Consider the following 14,092-nt stretch of genomic DNA (forward strand, 5'->3'; position numbering starts at 1 on the left):
GAATATGTGGTCGGAATATTCACTTGAAGTGGTTGATGCCGTTGCGCGTAACGGCAGCTTTAGTTCTGCCGCCCAGGAGTTGCACCGTGTACCCTCTGCGGTAAGCTACACCGTACGTCAACTGGAAGAGTGGCTGGCGGTGCCGCTTTTTGAGCGGCGCCATCGGGATGTGGAATTGACGCCTGCTGGCGCATGGTTTCTTAAAGAAGGCCGCTCTGTTATCAAAAAAATGCAGATCACTCGCCAGCAATGCCAGCAAATTGCCAACGGCTGGCGCGGACAACTGGCGATCGCAGTCGATAACATTGTCCGCCCAGATCGTACCCGACAAATGATCGTCGATTTCTATCGTCATTTTGACGATGTGGAACTGTTGGTTTTCCAGGAAGTCTTTAACGGCGTCTGGGATGCGCTGTCCGATGGGCGCGTTGAGCTGGCAATCGGCGCCACGCAGGCGATTCCGGTGGGGGGCCGCTATACCTTCCGTGACATGGGAATGCTGAGCTGGAGCTGCGTGGTGGCTAGCCATCATCCGTTGGCGTCAATGCCCGGGCCGCTGAGTGATGACACGTTGCGCAACTGGCCGTCACTGGTGCGTGAAGATACCTCCCGTACGTTGCCAAAGCGTATTACCTGGCTGCTGGATAACCAAAAGCGCGTTGTGGTGCCAGACTGGGAATCTTCCGCTACCTGTTTGTCTGCAGGGTTGTGCGTCGGCATGGTACCGACGCATTTTGCCAAACCGTGGATCGATAGCGGCAAATGGGTTGCGCTACAGTTGGAGAATCCATTTCCTGATGCCGCATGCTGCCTGACATGGCAACAGAACGATACGTCGCCGGCATTGAGCTGGCTGCTGGATTATTTAGGGGATAGTGAAACGTTGAACAAGGAATGGCTGCGGGAGCCAGATGAGGCCCCCGCGCAACAGGCTTAGCGGCGGTAATCGCGGAACGGGCCGTCGGCAACCGAGCGGCGTTCTACCAGACGCGGATGCACCTCGATAGATTGTGACTCTTCGCGCTTATTCACGATACGGTCTAACAACATGTTGAAGGCCGTTTCACCCAGCGAATCTTTCGGCTGGTGAATAGTCGTCAGGGCCGGCGTGAAGAAGCGGGCGTTGCGCACGTTGTCGTACCCGATAAGCGAGACATCCTGCGGTACGCGCAGTCCCATCTCGTCAGCGGCGCACAGTGCACCCATCGCCATAATATCGCCACCACAGAAGACGGCGGTCGGACGATGCGACTGTGACAAAATTTGCTGCATGGCGCGATAGCCGGACTCAGGTTCAAAATCGCCCTGCACAATCCAGTTTTCAGGCACTTTAATCAGCGCTTCTTCCATCGCTTTCATAAAACCAGCCAGACGCCCGGCTCCGGTGTTACGTTCCATTGGGCCAGGGATCACGCCAATCTCACGATGACCGCGTTCTACCAGATACCGACCTGCCATGTAACCGCCTTCGAAGGCGTTATCAATGACCGTATCGGTAAAGTCGGCTTTTGCTTCGCCCCAGTCCATGACGACCATCGGAATATGGCGATACTCTTCGAGCATCGTCAGCAGCGGCTCCGGATACTCGGAACACATCACCAGCAGACCATCAACGCGCTTTTGCGCCATCATCGACAGATAGGCCTGCTGTTTTTCGAGACTGTTCCATGCGTTACCCAGAATCAGGGTATAGCCTTTCTGGAAACAGTTTTTCTCAACGGCTTCGATAATTTCAGCGAAATAGGCCGCTTCGCTGCTGGTGGCCAACAAGCCAATAGACTTGGTGTGATTCACCTTCAGGCTGCGTGCCACTGCGCTCGGAGAATAGTGCAGCTCTTTGATCGCCGCCCAGACAGCATTACGCGTTTCTTCCGCGACAAAGCGCGTCTTGTTAATTACGTGTGATACGGTTGTAGTGGAAACGTTTGCTCGCTTCGCTACATCTTTAATTGTTGCCATTACATCTCACTCCAGACCATATCCTAAGCTCCTGAGAATACTCCAGGTAAACGTTTGCCTTTACACACCCTTAGCGCAACGTAAGGGTTGCGGCACGCCGGGAAAACGACACGGAACGTCAGGAAGGGGTCAATGGCCGGTACGCTAATCAAGTAAGCGTGGAATTTTGTCTGATCTTAACGAAAAGGGGAAGAGTTAAAAGCAGTTATCAATATAAATCGTGAGAGATTTTTGCTTTCAAGTGTGTAAAAATGCGCAATATCACTTTTTGTGTGGGAATAAAAAGGAGAAAACTTGATGAGCACCGATCTGAAATTTTCGTTAGTAACTACCATTATTGTTCTGGGCTTGATCGTCGCGAGTGGCCTGACCGCAGCGCTGCATTGATTTCCCCGAGGGAGTTAATTCTCCCTCATCCTTTCCGCTGGCTTTTCCCCTCTATTGTTTGCGAATAAGCAAAAGTCTTTTGCAGTTTTGTTAACTTTATTAATTTTGCGATCAATGTCATGCTTTTGACTCTTATTTTATGTCGCGCCATGGCTCGACGTTACGGAGTCGCAATATGAAACTCAATTATCCATTACTGGCGCTGGCGATCGGCGCGTTTGGCATTGGTACCACCGAATTTTCGCCAATGGGATTATTGCCCGTCATAGCCAAAGGTGTGGATGTCTCGATTCCGGCGGCCGGCATGTTGATCAGCGCGTATGCGGTTGGCGTAATGGTGGGCGCTCCGCTGATGACATTATTGCTGTCTCATCGTGCGCGACGTAATGCGTTGATATTCCTGATGGCGATTTTTACGCTGGGTAACGTGCTCTCGGCTATCTCACCGGATTACACCACGCTGATGTTATCGCGTATTTTGACCAGTCTGAATCACGGGGCATTTTTTGGCCTTGGCTCTGTGGTTGCTGCAAGCGTGGTACCCAAACATAAGCAGGCCAGCGCCGTGGCAACCATGTTTATGGGGTTAACCATTGCCAATATTGGCGGAGTTCCGGCGGCGACCTGGCTTGGTGAAACCATCGGCTGGCGCATGTCATTTATGGCAACGGCGGGTCTTGGGGTCATCGCTATGGTCAGCCTGTTCTTCTCATTACCCAAAGGTGGGGCAGGAGAGCGCCCGGATGTCCGTAGTGAACTGGCGGTACTTATGCGCCCGCAGGTGCTGTCGGCACTGCTGACGACCGTTCTGGGCGCCGGGGCGATGTTCACGCTTTATACCTACATCTCACCGGTGTTGCATACTATCACCCATGCCACACCGGCATTTGTCACCGGTATGCTGGTGCTGATAGGCGTTGGCTTCTCGATCGGTAACTACTTTGGCGGCAAACTGGCTGACCGTTCAGTGAACGGTACGCTGAAAGGCTTTTTACTGCTGTTGATGGTTATTATGCTGGCCATTCCTTTGCTTGCGCGAAATGAGCTGGGCGCGGCGGTCAGTATGGTGGTCTGGGGCGCGGCGACGTTTGCCGTCGTTCCACCGTTGCAGATGCGTGTGATGCGCGTTGCCAGCGAAGCGCCTGGATTATCATCCTCAGTCAATATTGGCGCATTTAACCTGGGGAACGCACTGGGTGCCGCAGCCGGTGGGGCGGTGATTTCCGGTGGTTTAGGCTACAGTTTTGTGCCGGTGATGGGGGCGATTGTGGCGGGGCTTGCGCTGCTGCTGGTCTTTATCTCGGCGCGGAAACAGCCTGAAGAGGTCTGTACTGCCACTCATTAAAACTAAAACGCAGAAGGGGTTCCCTTCTGCGTTATCTTTTTATGCTGCGAAGTTCTTCGCAACAAATTCCCAGTTCACCAGCGCCCAGAAGTGCTCCAGGTAACCTGGACGGGCATTGCGATAATCGATGTAGTAGGCGTGTTCCCATACGTCAACGGTCATCAGCGGCGTCGCGTCGGTGGTCAGCGGAGTACCTGCGTTGGAGGTGGAAACGATAGCCAGTTTGCCATCCGTTCCTTTAACCAGCCAGGTCCAGCCAGAACCGAAGTTTTTGATAGCGGCGTCGGTAAACTGCGCTTTGAAATCCGCAAAGCTGCCAAAGGAGGCGACAATTGCCTCGGCCAGTTTACCGGTTGGTTCGCCACCTGCGTTCGGTGCCAGGCAGTTCCAGTAGAACGTGTGGTTCCAGACCTGTGCTGCGTTATTGAAGACACCACCTTCAGAGCTACGTACGATCTCTTCCAGTGATTTACCTTCAAACGCAGTGCCTTTAATCAGGTTGTTCAGATTGGTCACGTAGGTTTGATGGTGTTTGCCATAGTGGTATTCCAGCGTTTCGGCAGAAATATGCGGTGCCAGAGCATCTTTGGCATACGGTAATGCAGGTAATTCAAACGACATTGCTTCTCTCCTTATTATTTATATTGAGTACACACAATAGCCTCATTGTGAGTAAGGATAGGGTAGCAAATTGAAAGGTTATGCAAAAGAAGAACTTACCCTACAGCATGTTCTGTAGGGTAAGTTTTTAGCGAATTGTTTTTGGCGTCATTACCCGACGAGCGCCCACATAGTGGCGCTGCCAGTAATCTTCACTCAGAGAGGTGATTTGAATTTCCTGCCCGCTTCGCGGTGACTGAATAAACTTACCGTTGCCAACATACACGCCAACGTGATCGGCGGTTCCGCGACCCTGGGTACGGAAAAAGACCAGATCGCCATTTTTCAGTTCGCCACGTTCGATCGGCGCGGCATCGCGCAGGTGATACATTTCGTTCGCGGTACGCGGAATGCGGAATTTCACCAGATCTTTATAGGCGTAATAGACCAGTCCGCTGCAGTCAAACCCGGTTCTTGGTGAGGTGCCGCCCCAGCGATAAGGTTTGCCGATTTGGTTCATCAAGGTAGACATGGCGGTTTTAGTCGCTTTCTGCACTTTCACTTTATGCGCATCAGCAAGCGTCGTTGGGGTGGTGGTTTTCACCTTCACACAGCGCGGCTTATGGCCTTTGCGCGGTGTACATTTTTCAGTCCAGGTAACGGCAGCAGTTTGTGCTGCGGCAGTTTTACCACGACGATTTACAGTTTTAGTCGACTTTGCCGGAGCGGCTGTGCGTTTTTTTGAAGAGGAAGCGGTTTTGGTGCTGGTTTTACTGGTGGTCTTTGTCGCCGTTTTCTTGCTGGTCTTTGTTGTTTTTTGGCTGGCTGTAGCGCTTTTCTTTTTATCTACCGTTTTGATGGTGTGAGAATTGGTAGGTGTCGTCCTGGCCTGCTTGGAAGCATGAGCCATAGGCGTAAAGGGCAGTGTAGTAAAAAGTAAAGCACAGAGCGTGATCGAGATTCGGTTTATCCGCGCCACTGAGCAGTCCTCTGGTAAGGCAGGTCTATCGTGCCTGCGTGTGATTTTCAAAACTTGATGATTCTAATCTATAGAAAGAGGGAAAGTTAATAGCTTTTTTTGTTTAAACTTATGTTTCGTAACCGACCGCAAAAAAAAACAGCAATTAACGTAGGAGTTGGTGAACGGATAATCAAATCCACATCCTGTAAAGGGATAAATGAGATTGTGAATGCAACTTTTAGCGTCAGGGGATAAAATAATAACGCGTAATGAAAATGTTATTTTCCGTTGCCTGTCTGACCCGCTACAATGTCAGACTACTGCCGTAAAAGAAGTTTAAGGAAGCAAGATAATGAGCACCACTATCGAAAAAATCCAGCGCCAGATCGCTGAAAACCCGATTCTCCTGTACATGAAAGGTTCCCCTAAACTGCCAAGCTGTGGTTTCTCCGCACAGGCTGTGCAGGCGCTGTCCGCCTGTGGTGAACGCTTTGCTTATGTTGATATTCTGCAGAACCCGGATATTCGCGCCGAGCTGCCGAAATACGCAAACTGGCCGACCTTCCCGCAACTGTGGGTTGACGGCGAGCTGGTTGGCGGCTGTGACATTTTGATCGAAATGTACCAGCGCGGTGAGTTGCAGCAGCTGATTAAAGAAACAGCGGCGAAATACAAAACTGAAGAGCCGGACGCTGAGTAATATCAGCAGAAGTAAAAAAGCGACCTGAAATGGTCGCTTTTTTTATGTCGCCGTTACGCTTCTTCAGGTACGGGAAGAGGCCAGCCGCCGAGACGTTTCCAGCGGTTAACGATTTCACAAAACAGCACGGCAGTACGTTCGGTATCATACAGCGCCGAGTGCGCCTGATTCCCGTCAAATTCCATTCCCGCCGCCAGACACGCTTTTGACAACACCGTCTGTCCCAGTGACAGGCCGCTTAATGCCGCCGTATCAAAGGTGACAAACGGATGAAACGGATTACGTTTCAGCGAGGCGCGTTCTGCTGCAGCCATCATGAAACTGTGGTCGAACGTAGCGTTGTGCGCCACCATGATCGCCCGATTGCAGCCGCTGTCTTTAATGCCTTTACGCACCATTTTGAAGATGGCATGCAGAGCGTCATATTCGCTGACCGCGCCGCGTAGCGGATTGTTAGGGTCAATACCGTTAAAGGCGAGGGCCTCCGGCTGCAAATTCGCGCCTTCAAACGGCTCTACGTGGAAATGTAACGTCGTGTCCGGCATCAGCCAGCCTTGTTCATCCATTTTCAGTGTGATGGCTGCGATCTCAAGCAGCGCATCGGTTTTGGCATTAAACCCTGCGGTTTCGACATCAATGACGACAGGATAAAAACCACGAAAACGGTCACACAGACCGGAAAGTTGAGCGTTATCGGACATCTGGGTCTCTTAATACGGGAAAATTGCAGCGCGTATTATGGCAAAATGATGAGTATAAAACTACGGGCACAGACGATCTGTGCCCGAGGGGGAGGTTAGTCGCCCAGGCCGCGCCCGGCGTCTTTCTCTTCAATCAGCTCAATTTTGTAACCGTCGGGATCTTCAACGAACGCGATCACTGTAGAGCCGCCTTTTACCGGACCTGCTTCACGCGTAACGTTACCGCCATTCTGGCGAATGCGTTCACACGCCTCGGCTGCGTTGTCTACGCTCAGAGCGATATGGCCGTAGGCGGTGCCCAGCTCATACTTGTCGACACCCCAGTTATAGGTCAATTCGATCACGGCTTCACTGGTTTCAGGGCCGTAACCGACAAAGGCCAGAGAATATTTGTATTCAGGGTTTTCGCTGGTCCGCAGCAGTTTCATGCCCAGCACGTTGGTATAAAACTCGATGGAACGCTGCAGGTCACCCACGCGCAGCATGGTATGAAGTAAACGCATCTTTTTCCCCTTCGAAAATGGCTAATACATTCAAAATGTTGTTTTAGTATAGCGGCGTTGTTACGCCGCTATCAATGGCAGAACGGAGATTGTGACGTTAGAGGGTAGGATAATCGGTGTAACCTTCCGCGCCGCCGCCGTAGAAGCTTTCGGCACGTTGCGGATTCAGCTCAGCTTTACGCTGCAGGCGAGCCACCAGATCCGGGTTAGCGATATAGGCGCGACCAAAAGCAACGGCGTCGATCAGGCCTTTCTCGATCAGCGCTTCTGCTTTTTCAGGCGTGTAGGCGCCCGCGCCAATGATCGGGCCGTGGAAACGTGCGCGAACTTTTTCGCGGAACGCGTTGGAATACGGCTCGCCACCGGCCCAGTCTGGTTCAGACATGTGCAGGTAAGCAATTCCGCGTTTGCCCAGTTGTTCAATCAGATACAGCGCATCAGCTTCTTCGTTTGGGCCGTTGTCAACGTTCTGGAAAGAGCCAATCGGGGAGACGCGAATACCAATACGATCGGCGCCCCATTCCTTAATTCCTGCATCGACAACTTCCAGCACCAGCCGCGCACGATTTTCGACGCTGCCGCCGTATTGATCGGTACGCTGGTTAGACGTTGGTGACAGGAACTGGTGCAGCAGGTAGCCGTGAGCGGAGTGCAGTTCAACCATGTCGAAGCCCGCTTCGCGCGCGTTGGCAATAGCCTGACGGAAGTCATTAACGATGCCCGGAATTTCTTCGGTTTCCAGTGCGCGCGGCATTGAGGTATCGGCACGCGTTGCCAGACCGTTTTCATCGCGCAGTGAGGTGCGGGTACCGGCGCTAATCGCAGAAGGTGCAACAGGAGCCTGACCGTTTGGCTGCAGACTGGCGTGAGAAATACGCCCAGTGTGCCACAACTGGACAGCAATATGGCCTTGCTCCGCGTGTACGGCCGCGGTGATTTTCTTCCATGCGGCGATTTGCGCTTCGCTGTGTATGCCGGGTGCCCCTGCATAGCCTTTCGCCTGTGCGGAGATCTGCGTCGCTTCGCTGATGATAAGACCTGCGCTGGCGCGTTGACGGTAATACTCGACCATTAGCGGAGTAGGGATGTCGCCAGGCTCAATACTGCGCAGACGCGTCAATGGCGCCATGAATACGCGGTTTGCTGCCGTAATGGCACCCACCTTCAGCGGGGAAAACAGTTTTTCAGATGACATGTGATACTCCTGAATAGACCGGTCGTCTAGTAATAAAAGAAATAAAAACGCCTGTTAAACGGCAGGCGTTGTGATGATGGTTTTAACGTGTGCCAGCGCATTTTCCAGCGGGGTGGCGCTACGAGAAATCTTGGCCTGCAAATTGGTGCCCAGCCATAGCGCATACAACACTTGCGCCTGCTGTAACGGCTCGCCAACAAAGGACAGACAATGGTTTGCCTGACCTTTCTCCAGCGCCTGCGCTAACAGCACAATAATGTGCCGCGCGCCTTTATCCATCGCGGTGCGCATATCCTCTGAGAGATCGCACACTTCGGCAGACAGTTTTACAGTTAAACAGCCGCTAATAATGCCGTGCTGGCTAAACTGGTTCAGGGTTTCCTGATAGTAGGCCAGAATACGGTCGCGGTAGTTACCCGCCCCCGAATCAAAGTGCGTAGCCAGTCGCTGATGGTAGGCCGCATAGTGGCGTTCCAGCATCGCCACACCGAACGCTTCTTTGGAGCGAAAATAGTGATAAAACGAACCTTTAGGCACTTCAGCGGTTTTCAGTAATTCGCTTAAGCCCATGCCGGTGAAGCCGCGCTGCATACACAGCAGCTCGCCAGTCGCCAGAAGATGTTCGCGTGTATCGTGTTCAGTGATTTTGTTCATGGAAACGAGTGTAATAGACCAGTCGGTCTAATGCAATAGCGCTTGCGAGAAATTCAGTTAACGTCTTCAATAGGTATATCAATCTTATTAAAGGAGGGGATGTGGCCGAACAGCTGGAGTTTTTCCCCGTCCAGAGCCCATGCCGTGGAATATGTCAGTCTGACGAACGCGGTTTTTGTCGTGGCTGTTTTCGCAGTCGGGATGAGCGTTTTAACTGGCAAAATATGAGCGATGCCCAGAAGCAGGAAGTGCTGCGGCTATGTCGTCAGCGACTGATGCGTAAATTACGAGCAAACAAAGCCAACCCTTCGGAAGAACCGCAACAACCTTCACTCTTTTAAAAGCGTAATTGCGTATACTCGATGCACATTCACTTATAAGGAAGCTGCTATGGTTCAGCGTATTACTATTGCGCCGCAAGGTCCGGAATTTTCTCGCTTTGTGATGGGCTACTGGCGCCTGATGGACTGGAATATGTCCCCGCGCCAGCTAGTCAGCTTTATTGAAGAACATCTGGATTTGGGCGTTACCACCGTCGATCACGCCGATATTTACGGCGGATACCAGTGTGAGGCGGCGTTTGGCGAGGCAATGAAGCTGGCTCCGCACCTGCGTGAAAAAATGCAAATTGTGACCAAATGCGGGATCGCGACGACGGCGCGCGCGGAAAATGCGCTGGGTCATTACATCACCGACAGCGCGCACATTATTGCCAGTGCGGAAGAGTCATTGAAGTTGCTGGCGACCGATCATATTGATTTGCTGCTGATCCACCGCCCCGATCCGCTTATGGATGCAGATGATGTAGCTGATGCGTTTAAAAAATTGCACCACAGCGGCAAAGTGCGTCACTTTGGCGTCTCTAACTTTACCCCGGCGCAGTTCTCACTGCTGCAATCGCGTCTGCCGTTTACTCTGGCAACCAATCAGGTTGAGATCTCACCAGTACATCAGCCGCTCCTGCTGGATGGTACTTTAGATCAATTGCAACAGCTGCGCATTCGTCCGATGGCCTGGTCCTGTCTTGGCGGTGGTCGTCTGTTTAATGACGATGCCTTTCAGCCATTACGTAATGAACTTGCCGCGATCGCAGAAGAGCTGAACGCGCAGTCCATTGAACAAGTGGTGTACGCATGGATTTTACGGTTACCGTCTCAGCCGCTGCCGATTATTGGCTCAGGGAAAATAGAGCGCGTACGTACCGCCATTGAGTCTGAGTCACTGAACATGTCTCGCCAGCAATGGTTCCGTATCCGTAAAGCCGCGCTGGGTTACGACGTACCTTAATCGCGTTTTTGATGCTTCTCCGCTCAAAATTGTGTCACTGGTTTACACTTAACAATCAGACACCTTTTGGATGGAGGTCTTATGAAGCGTTTGAGTTTGGCCATTATCACTTTACTGGCCTGTGCAGGTGCGCAGGCTGCCAGTGAAGAAAAAGTGACGATGAATCTGGTAACGTCGCAAGGCGTCGGTCAGGCGATTGGTACGGTCACTATTGCTGAAACTGGGAAGGGGCTGGAGTTTACGCCCGATCTGAAAGCCCTGCCGCCGGGTGAACATGGCTTCCATGTGCATGCGAACGGCAGTTGCCAACCGGCTATTAAAGACGGGAAAGCCTCAGCCGCGGAATCGGCTGGAGGCCATTATGATCCGCACCAAACCGGCAAGCATGAAGGCCCGGAAGGCGCAGGCCATATGGGCGATCTGCCGCTGCTGGTGGTGAATAACGACGGTAACGCTACAACACCCGTTGTTGCGCCGCGGTTGAAAACGCTCGATGAGGTTAAAGGCAAAGCGCTGATGATCCATGTGGGCGGCGATAATATGTCCGATCAGCCGAAACCGCTTGGTGGCGGCGGAGCGCGCTACGCCTGCGGTGTTATCAAATAATCAGTTGCTTAGCGTACCCGGCGGCGGCGCTTGTTCAAGTTGCGAAAGCGAGCAGTGTAGCCGCCAGACCAATGCCGACAGTTCCTGCGCAGCAGGTTGATGATGATGGGCAAGCGTATCGCAGATGCGCTGTAGCTCACTCAGCGTGGCATTCAGCGGACGTTGCTGAACGCCGCGTTCACTCATCACGTCGCGAAGCAGTGAGATACACACGTCCCTGACGCGAGCCAGCGGATCTGAACGCGCCTCCCAGGTGCGCAGTTGCCACACCACGTGCGAACAGTTCAGCAAGACAACCCCCCAGCGCAATAACCAGCGTCGCGCCAACGCATCCTGACTGTTACTGAGCTGGCTGACATGATGATAGGTCAACGACTCAAATTCGTTTTCACTGAGCGAAGGATGTCGGCTAAGCTGATCGACAAAATCCCGGCGCAGGGCGCGAATATGGCGGCGACTTTTCCGCGCATCCGATCCGGGACGCAGAATGGCGAAGGCCAGCCATGACAGCGCCACGCCAGCGATTTTTGCCATATTGTCATTCAGGAAACCAGCAAAATCGTAAACCGGTGGATTGGTCACCGCGATAAACGATCCCATAAACACGATCAACTGTCCCCAAAGACCTGCCAGAGCAGGCATTTGCAGCTTCAGAAGTTGCATGGTGGCGAGTAGCGGGAAAAGAAACAGAATGAATTGCCAGAGGTCAGAGATTTGCACCATCAAGCCAAACTTAACCACAAAGCTAAACAGCGACAGCAGAACCAGCGTGCGCATCAGTAAAGAAAGCGACTTGAAAGGCGTGGCAACGGCGGAATACAGCACGCTGCTGATGGCCGCGAGCGTGAGTGCGCCAGATCCTGATTCCCATTGTGCGCCAATGCTCCATGCGCCGATAAGCATCAACGTGCAGAACGTACGCAACCCGCTCCAGATAGCTTCCGCACTATCGGTATGACGGGCAAGTCCTGGTGTGCGGGCGATATTTATACGTTCGGCGGTAACGCCATTTTCCAGCAAATGCAGATACTGACTGCTGCGTAAATAGAGCCGACAAAAATAACGCAGTCGTTGCCAGAAGGCGACATGTCGATAGTCACGGGCATCGACGGGCCGCAGTGGAGCGATAATTCGTGCAACGGTGTAGCTGTCGGTATTGGATTTGACCAGCTCGCTGAGTAATTGTTCGATGATATCCCGGGTATTGGCCGGGGGATTAGGCCAGTTCAGTAGCATCCTGCGCAGACTGGAAATTACGCTGGTCATGCGCAACTGCTGGTGCAACAGCGAATTGAGCAACGCATTTTGACGGCGAAAACGGTAATGACTCCAGAATGCCTGAATTCGTAGCAGGTTCATGGTCAAAATCTGGCCAATGACACCTTCATGAGCCGTGCGAATGGCATCCGTTGTCTCAGGTTGCCAGAGTAAGCTGGCATGTTCCAGTAAACGCGAATGCATGTTTTTCAGCGCAGTCAGTAACGCGGTGCCATCGGAAGTGCTGGGCAGGATCATCATCATAACGCCTCCGCACAGGATACCGAGGATAACCTCGCATACGCGGGCCTGCGCGATGTCCCATAGCTGGGTAATCTCCACGGTATTGACCATGTGAAACGCAATGATCGCCGCCGTATAACCTGCCAGTTGAAAAGCGTAGGCGACGTTATTGGTGAAATGCGCGCAGGCCCAGGTACAAAAAGCGATCCACACCGACATACAAAGCAAAAACAGCCATGGTTCATTGAGGGTATGACCGGCGATAATCAACGCGGCGGTGGCGCCAAGCAAGCTACCCGCCATGCGACCCAGGCTTTTGCTGATAACACCGCCGACGGTAGGAAAACTGACCACGGCCGCCGAGGTCATCGCCCAGTAGGGCTCATCCAGATTCAGATAATAGGCAAACGTCAACGCCAGACACATGGCAATGGTATTTCGCAGCGCGTAACGCCACTGCGCTGCTGTGGCTTTGAACCACGGCCAATTGCCTGGCGTCAGGAGGGGCAGTTTCATTTACGCTGGCCGACAGACACGCTGCAGGTCGTACCAGAAACCAGCGTGACATCATGCGGTAGCGCGTCGAATTCGATGCGTACCGGAACACGCTGCGCCAGACGCACCCACGGCACGTTAGGTTTGATGTCGGGAATCAGGCCGGAATCACTTTCCACGCTTTGATCGTAGATAGCGCGACCAATACTGGAAACGTGACCCTGTAACTTAATATTGCCGCTGTAGAGCGTGATAACCGCAGGCGCACCTTCACGAATGTGGCGCAGCTTGGTTTCTTCAAAATATCCCATCACATAAAAAGAGTGGCTGTCGACAAGGGCAAACAAGGGCTTACCGGTTGAGGCATAGTCTCCGGTACGGGTAGAAAGATTGGTAACCCAACCCGCCACGGGCGCTTTGACCACCGTTTGCGTCAGTTGCCATTGTGCCTGGCGCAGACTGGCCTCGGCTGCTTCAACGCTGGCCTGCATGGCTTTCACATTGAGATTAGCGGTATCCAGATCTTCGGCTGAGATGTAATTTTGCGATAAATGGCGGCGTCGGTTGGCCTCGTTATTGGCTTTCGCCAGGTCGGACTGAGCTTTCGCCAGCTGCGCTTGCGCATTCAGTTCAGCAATGTGAAACGGCGTCTTGTCGATGATAAAAAGCACATCGCCTTTATTCACGAACTGGTTATCTTTTATATTGAGTTCGCTAATGCTGCCTGAGACCTGCGGCGTGATGCTAACCTGCTCAGCACGCACTTTACCGTCACGTGTCCAGGGCGACTGCATATAGTAATTCCACATCCACCATCCGGCGAAAACTGCGATTGCAGCGACTATAATGGTGGAGAAGTATTTAACGGTTTTAAGCGACATAATCACCACGCAATCAGCATTACAAAGGCCAGACATACGCAAAGCGTAAAGAGTGACAGATCCATTAACAGGGGATGCCAGATCTCACCGGAATAAATCCAGTCGCGGAGCAGGCGATGGACAACCAGCCAGAGAAGGAATCCTGCTACAAACGCCTTGAAAACAGGGGGGAAATAAACAGACGCTCCGATCATTAAATCTTGTAGGGGCAATCCTGTTGCATTAAACATAAACTTCACGGGCAAAATCCTTGGCGGAAGAGAGCATTGCTATAGGTTTAGCAAAAAAGAGACAATGAGTCTCTGTAACGCATAATGT

General features: G+C 52.5%; 16 protein-coding genes and 1 pseudogene. 7 read left to right on the forward strand and 10 right to left on the reverse strand.

Going from position 1 to position 14,092, the window contains the following annotated elements:
• Nucleotides 1-4: 4 nt before the first annotated feature.
• Entirely contained in the window at nt 5-937 is a 933-nt protein-coding gene (gene punR / locus OGV94_RS10210; RefSeq protein ID WP_043016440.1) for a DNA-binding transcriptional activator PunR, read from the forward strand.
• Here punR and purR read toward each other — a convergent pair.
• Nucleotides 934-1,959, reverse strand: coding sequence for an HTH-type transcriptional repressor PurR (purR, locus tag OGV94_RS10215; RefSeq protein ID WP_043016439.1), 1,026 nt, complete (start codon nt 1,957-1,959; stop codon nt 934-936). The two genes, punR and purR, sit on opposite strands and share 4 nt — an antisense overlap.
• A gap of 297 nt (nt 1,960-2,256) precedes the next feature.
• Between purR and cydH the strand changes: the two genes are divergently transcribed.
• Nucleotides 2,257-2,346: a cytochrome bd-I accessory subunit CydH gene (cydH, locus tag OGV94_RS10220; protein ID WP_072036634.1), complete on the forward strand. Its 90-nt coding sequence runs from the start codon at nt 2,257-2,259 to the stop codon at nt 2,344-2,346.
• A gap of 175 nt (nt 2,347-2,521) precedes the next feature.
• Complete coding sequence (locus tag OGV94_RS10225; RefSeq protein WP_043016438.1) at nt 2,522-3,691, forward strand: MFS transporter; 1,170 nt, start codon at nt 2,522-2,524, stop codon at nt 3,689-3,691.
• A 39-nt stretch (nt 3,692-3,730) separates the two neighbouring features.
• Here the strand turns inward: OGV94_RS10225 and sodB are convergent, their stop codons facing one another.
• On the reverse strand, nt 3,731-4,312 hold the full coding sequence (gene sodB, locus OGV94_RS10230) for a superoxide dismutase [Fe] (protein WP_043016437.1): 582 nt from the start codon (nt 4,310-4,312) through the stop codon (nt 3,731-3,733).
• Between the two features lie 127 nt (nt 4,313-4,439).
• Nucleotides 4,440-5,270: a C40 family peptidase gene (locus OGV94_RS10235; RefSeq protein ID WP_043016436.1), complete on the reverse strand. Its 831-nt coding sequence runs from the start codon at nt 5,268-5,270 to the stop codon at nt 4,440-4,442.
• Between the two features lie 334 nt (nt 5,271-5,604).
• Here OGV94_RS10235 and grxD point away from each other — a divergent pair, with 334 nt between their 5' ends.
• The gene (grxD, locus tag OGV94_RS10240; RefSeq protein WP_003832760.1) at nt 5,605-5,952 is read left to right on the forward strand and encodes a monothiol glutaredoxin 4; all 348 of its coding nucleotides are present in this window, start codon (nt 5,605-5,607) and stop codon (nt 5,950-5,952) included.
• A 53-nt stretch (nt 5,953-6,005) separates the two neighbouring features.
• On the opposite strand, the gene rnt is transcribed toward grxD, so the two are convergent.
• The 4 genes from rnt to OGV94_RS10260 all read right to left on the reverse strand — a co-directional run bounded on the left by rnt (nt 6,006) and on the right by OGV94_RS10260 (nt 9,005).
• Complete coding sequence (gene rnt, locus OGV94_RS10245) at nt 6,006-6,653, reverse strand: ribonuclease T (RefSeq protein WP_003029200.1); 648 nt, start codon at nt 6,651-6,653, stop codon at nt 6,006-6,008.
• A gap of 95 nt (nt 6,654-6,748) precedes the next feature.
• Nucleotides 6,749-7,156: a lactoylglutathione lyase gene (gloA, locus tag OGV94_RS10250; RefSeq protein WP_043016435.1), complete on the reverse strand. Its 408-nt coding sequence runs from the start codon at nt 7,154-7,156 to the stop codon at nt 6,749-6,751.
• A 97-nt stretch (nt 7,157-7,253) separates the two neighbouring features.
• Nucleotides 7,254-8,351, reverse strand: a complete 1,098-nt coding sequence (locus OGV94_RS10255) for an alkene reductase (RefSeq protein WP_286523272.1) — start codon at nt 8,349-8,351, stop codon at nt 7,254-7,256.
• A 54-nt stretch (nt 8,352-8,405) separates the two neighbouring features.
• Nucleotides 8,406-9,005, reverse strand: a complete 600-nt coding sequence (locus tag OGV94_RS10260) for a TetR/AcrR family transcriptional regulator (protein ID WP_286523274.1) — start codon at nt 9,003-9,005, stop codon at nt 8,406-8,408.
• Nucleotides 9,006-9,106: 101 nt separating this feature from the next.
• On the opposite strand from OGV94_RS10260, the gene OGV94_RS10265 reads away from it, so the two are divergent.
• From OGV94_RS10265 to sodC, 3 genes are all read left to right on the forward strand, one after another.
• Nucleotides 9,107-9,346 carry a DUF1289 domain-containing protein gene (locus OGV94_RS10265; RefSeq protein WP_043016432.1) on the forward strand — a complete coding sequence of 80 codons (240 nt, stop codon included), beginning with the start codon at nt 9,107-9,109 and terminating at the stop codon, nt 9,344-9,346.
• A 49-nt stretch (nt 9,347-9,395) separates the two neighbouring features.
• Entirely contained in the window at nt 9,396-10,292 is an 897-nt protein-coding gene (locus OGV94_RS10270; protein WP_043016431.1) for an aldo/keto reductase, read from the forward strand.
• Nucleotides 10,293-10,373: 81 nt separating this feature from the next.
• Nucleotides 10,374-10,898, forward strand: coding sequence for a superoxide dismutase [Cu-Zn] SodC (sodC, locus tag OGV94_RS10275; RefSeq protein WP_043016430.1), 525 nt, complete (start codon nt 10,374-10,376; stop codon nt 10,896-10,898).
• Here the strand turns inward: sodC and OGV94_RS10280 are convergent.
• The 3 genes and pseudogenes from OGV94_RS10280 to OGV94_RS10290 form a co-directional block, all read right to left on the reverse strand.
• Nucleotides 10,874-12,914: pseudogene (locus OGV94_RS10280) on the reverse strand (FUSC family protein). The gene sodC and the pseudogene OGV94_RS10280 overlap by 25 nt on opposite strands.
• Nucleotides 12,911-13,774 carry an efflux RND transporter periplasmic adaptor subunit gene (locus OGV94_RS10285; protein ID WP_043016428.1) on the reverse strand — a complete coding sequence of 288 codons (864 nt, stop codon included), beginning with the start codon at nt 13,772-13,774 and terminating at the stop codon, nt 12,911-12,913. The pseudogene OGV94_RS10280 and the gene OGV94_RS10285 overlap by 4 nt, the downstream one beginning before the upstream one ends.
• A gap of 2 nt (nt 13,775-13,776) precedes the next feature.
• Complete coding sequence (locus OGV94_RS10290; RefSeq protein ID WP_047411444.1) at nt 13,777-14,013, reverse strand: DUF1656 domain-containing protein; 237 nt, start codon at nt 14,011-14,013, stop codon at nt 13,777-13,779.
• Between the last annotated feature and the right edge of the window lie 79 nt (nt 14,014-14,092).

This window comes from Citrobacter sp. Ce006 (assembly GCF_030336535.1).
In the GTDB taxonomy this organism is placed as follows: domain Bacteria; phylum Pseudomonadota; class Gammaproteobacteria; order Enterobacterales; family Enterobacteriaceae; genus Citrobacter; species Citrobacter europaeus.

Bases quoted from the DNA above. Each gene is read 5' to 3' on its own strand.
- punR (WP_043016440.1), top strand. From the start codon at position 5: ATGTGGTCGGAATATTCACTTGAAGTGGTTGATGCCGTTGCGCGTAAC.
- purR (WP_043016439.1), bottom strand. From the start codon at position 1,959: ATGGCAACAATTAAAGATGTAGCGAAGCGAGCAAACGTTTCCACTACA.
- cydH (WP_072036634.1), top strand. From the start codon at position 2,257: ATGAGCACCGATCTGAAATTTTCGTTAGTAACTACCATTATTGTTCTG.
- OGV94_RS10225 (WP_043016438.1), top strand. From the start codon at position 2,522: ATGAAACTCAATTATCCATTACTGGCGCTGGCGATCGGCGCGTTTGGC.
- sodB (WP_043016437.1), bottom strand. From the start codon at position 4,312: ATGTCGTTTGAATTACCTGCATTACCGTATGCCAAAGATGCTCTGGCA.
- grxD (WP_003832760.1), top strand. From the start codon at position 5,605: ATGAGCACCACTATCGAAAAAATCCAGCGCCAGATCGCTGAAAACCCG.
- rnt (WP_003029200.1), bottom strand. From the start codon at position 6,653: ATGTCCGATAACGCTCAACTTTCCGGTCTGTGTGACCGTTTTCGTGGT.
- gloA (WP_043016435.1), bottom strand. From the start codon at position 7,156: ATGCGTTTACTTCATACCATGCTGCGCGTGGGTGACCTGCAGCGTTCC.
- OGV94_RS10255 (WP_286523272.1), bottom strand. From the start codon at position 8,351: ATGTCATCTGAAAAACTGTTTTCCCCGCTGAAGGTGGGTGCCATTACG.
- OGV94_RS10260 (WP_286523274.1), bottom strand. From the start codon at position 9,005: ATGAACAAAATCACTGAACACGATACACGCGAACATCTTCTGGCGACT.
- OGV94_RS10270 (WP_043016431.1), top strand. From the start codon at position 9,396: ATGGTTCAGCGTATTACTATTGCGCCGCAAGGTCCGGAATTTTCTCGC.
- sodC (WP_043016430.1), top strand. From the start codon at position 10,374: ATGAAGCGTTTGAGTTTGGCCATTATCACTTTACTGGCCTGTGCAGGT.
- OGV94_RS10285 (WP_043016428.1), bottom strand. From the start codon at position 13,774: ATGTCGCTTAAAACCGTTAAATACTTCTCCACCATTATAGTCGCTGCA.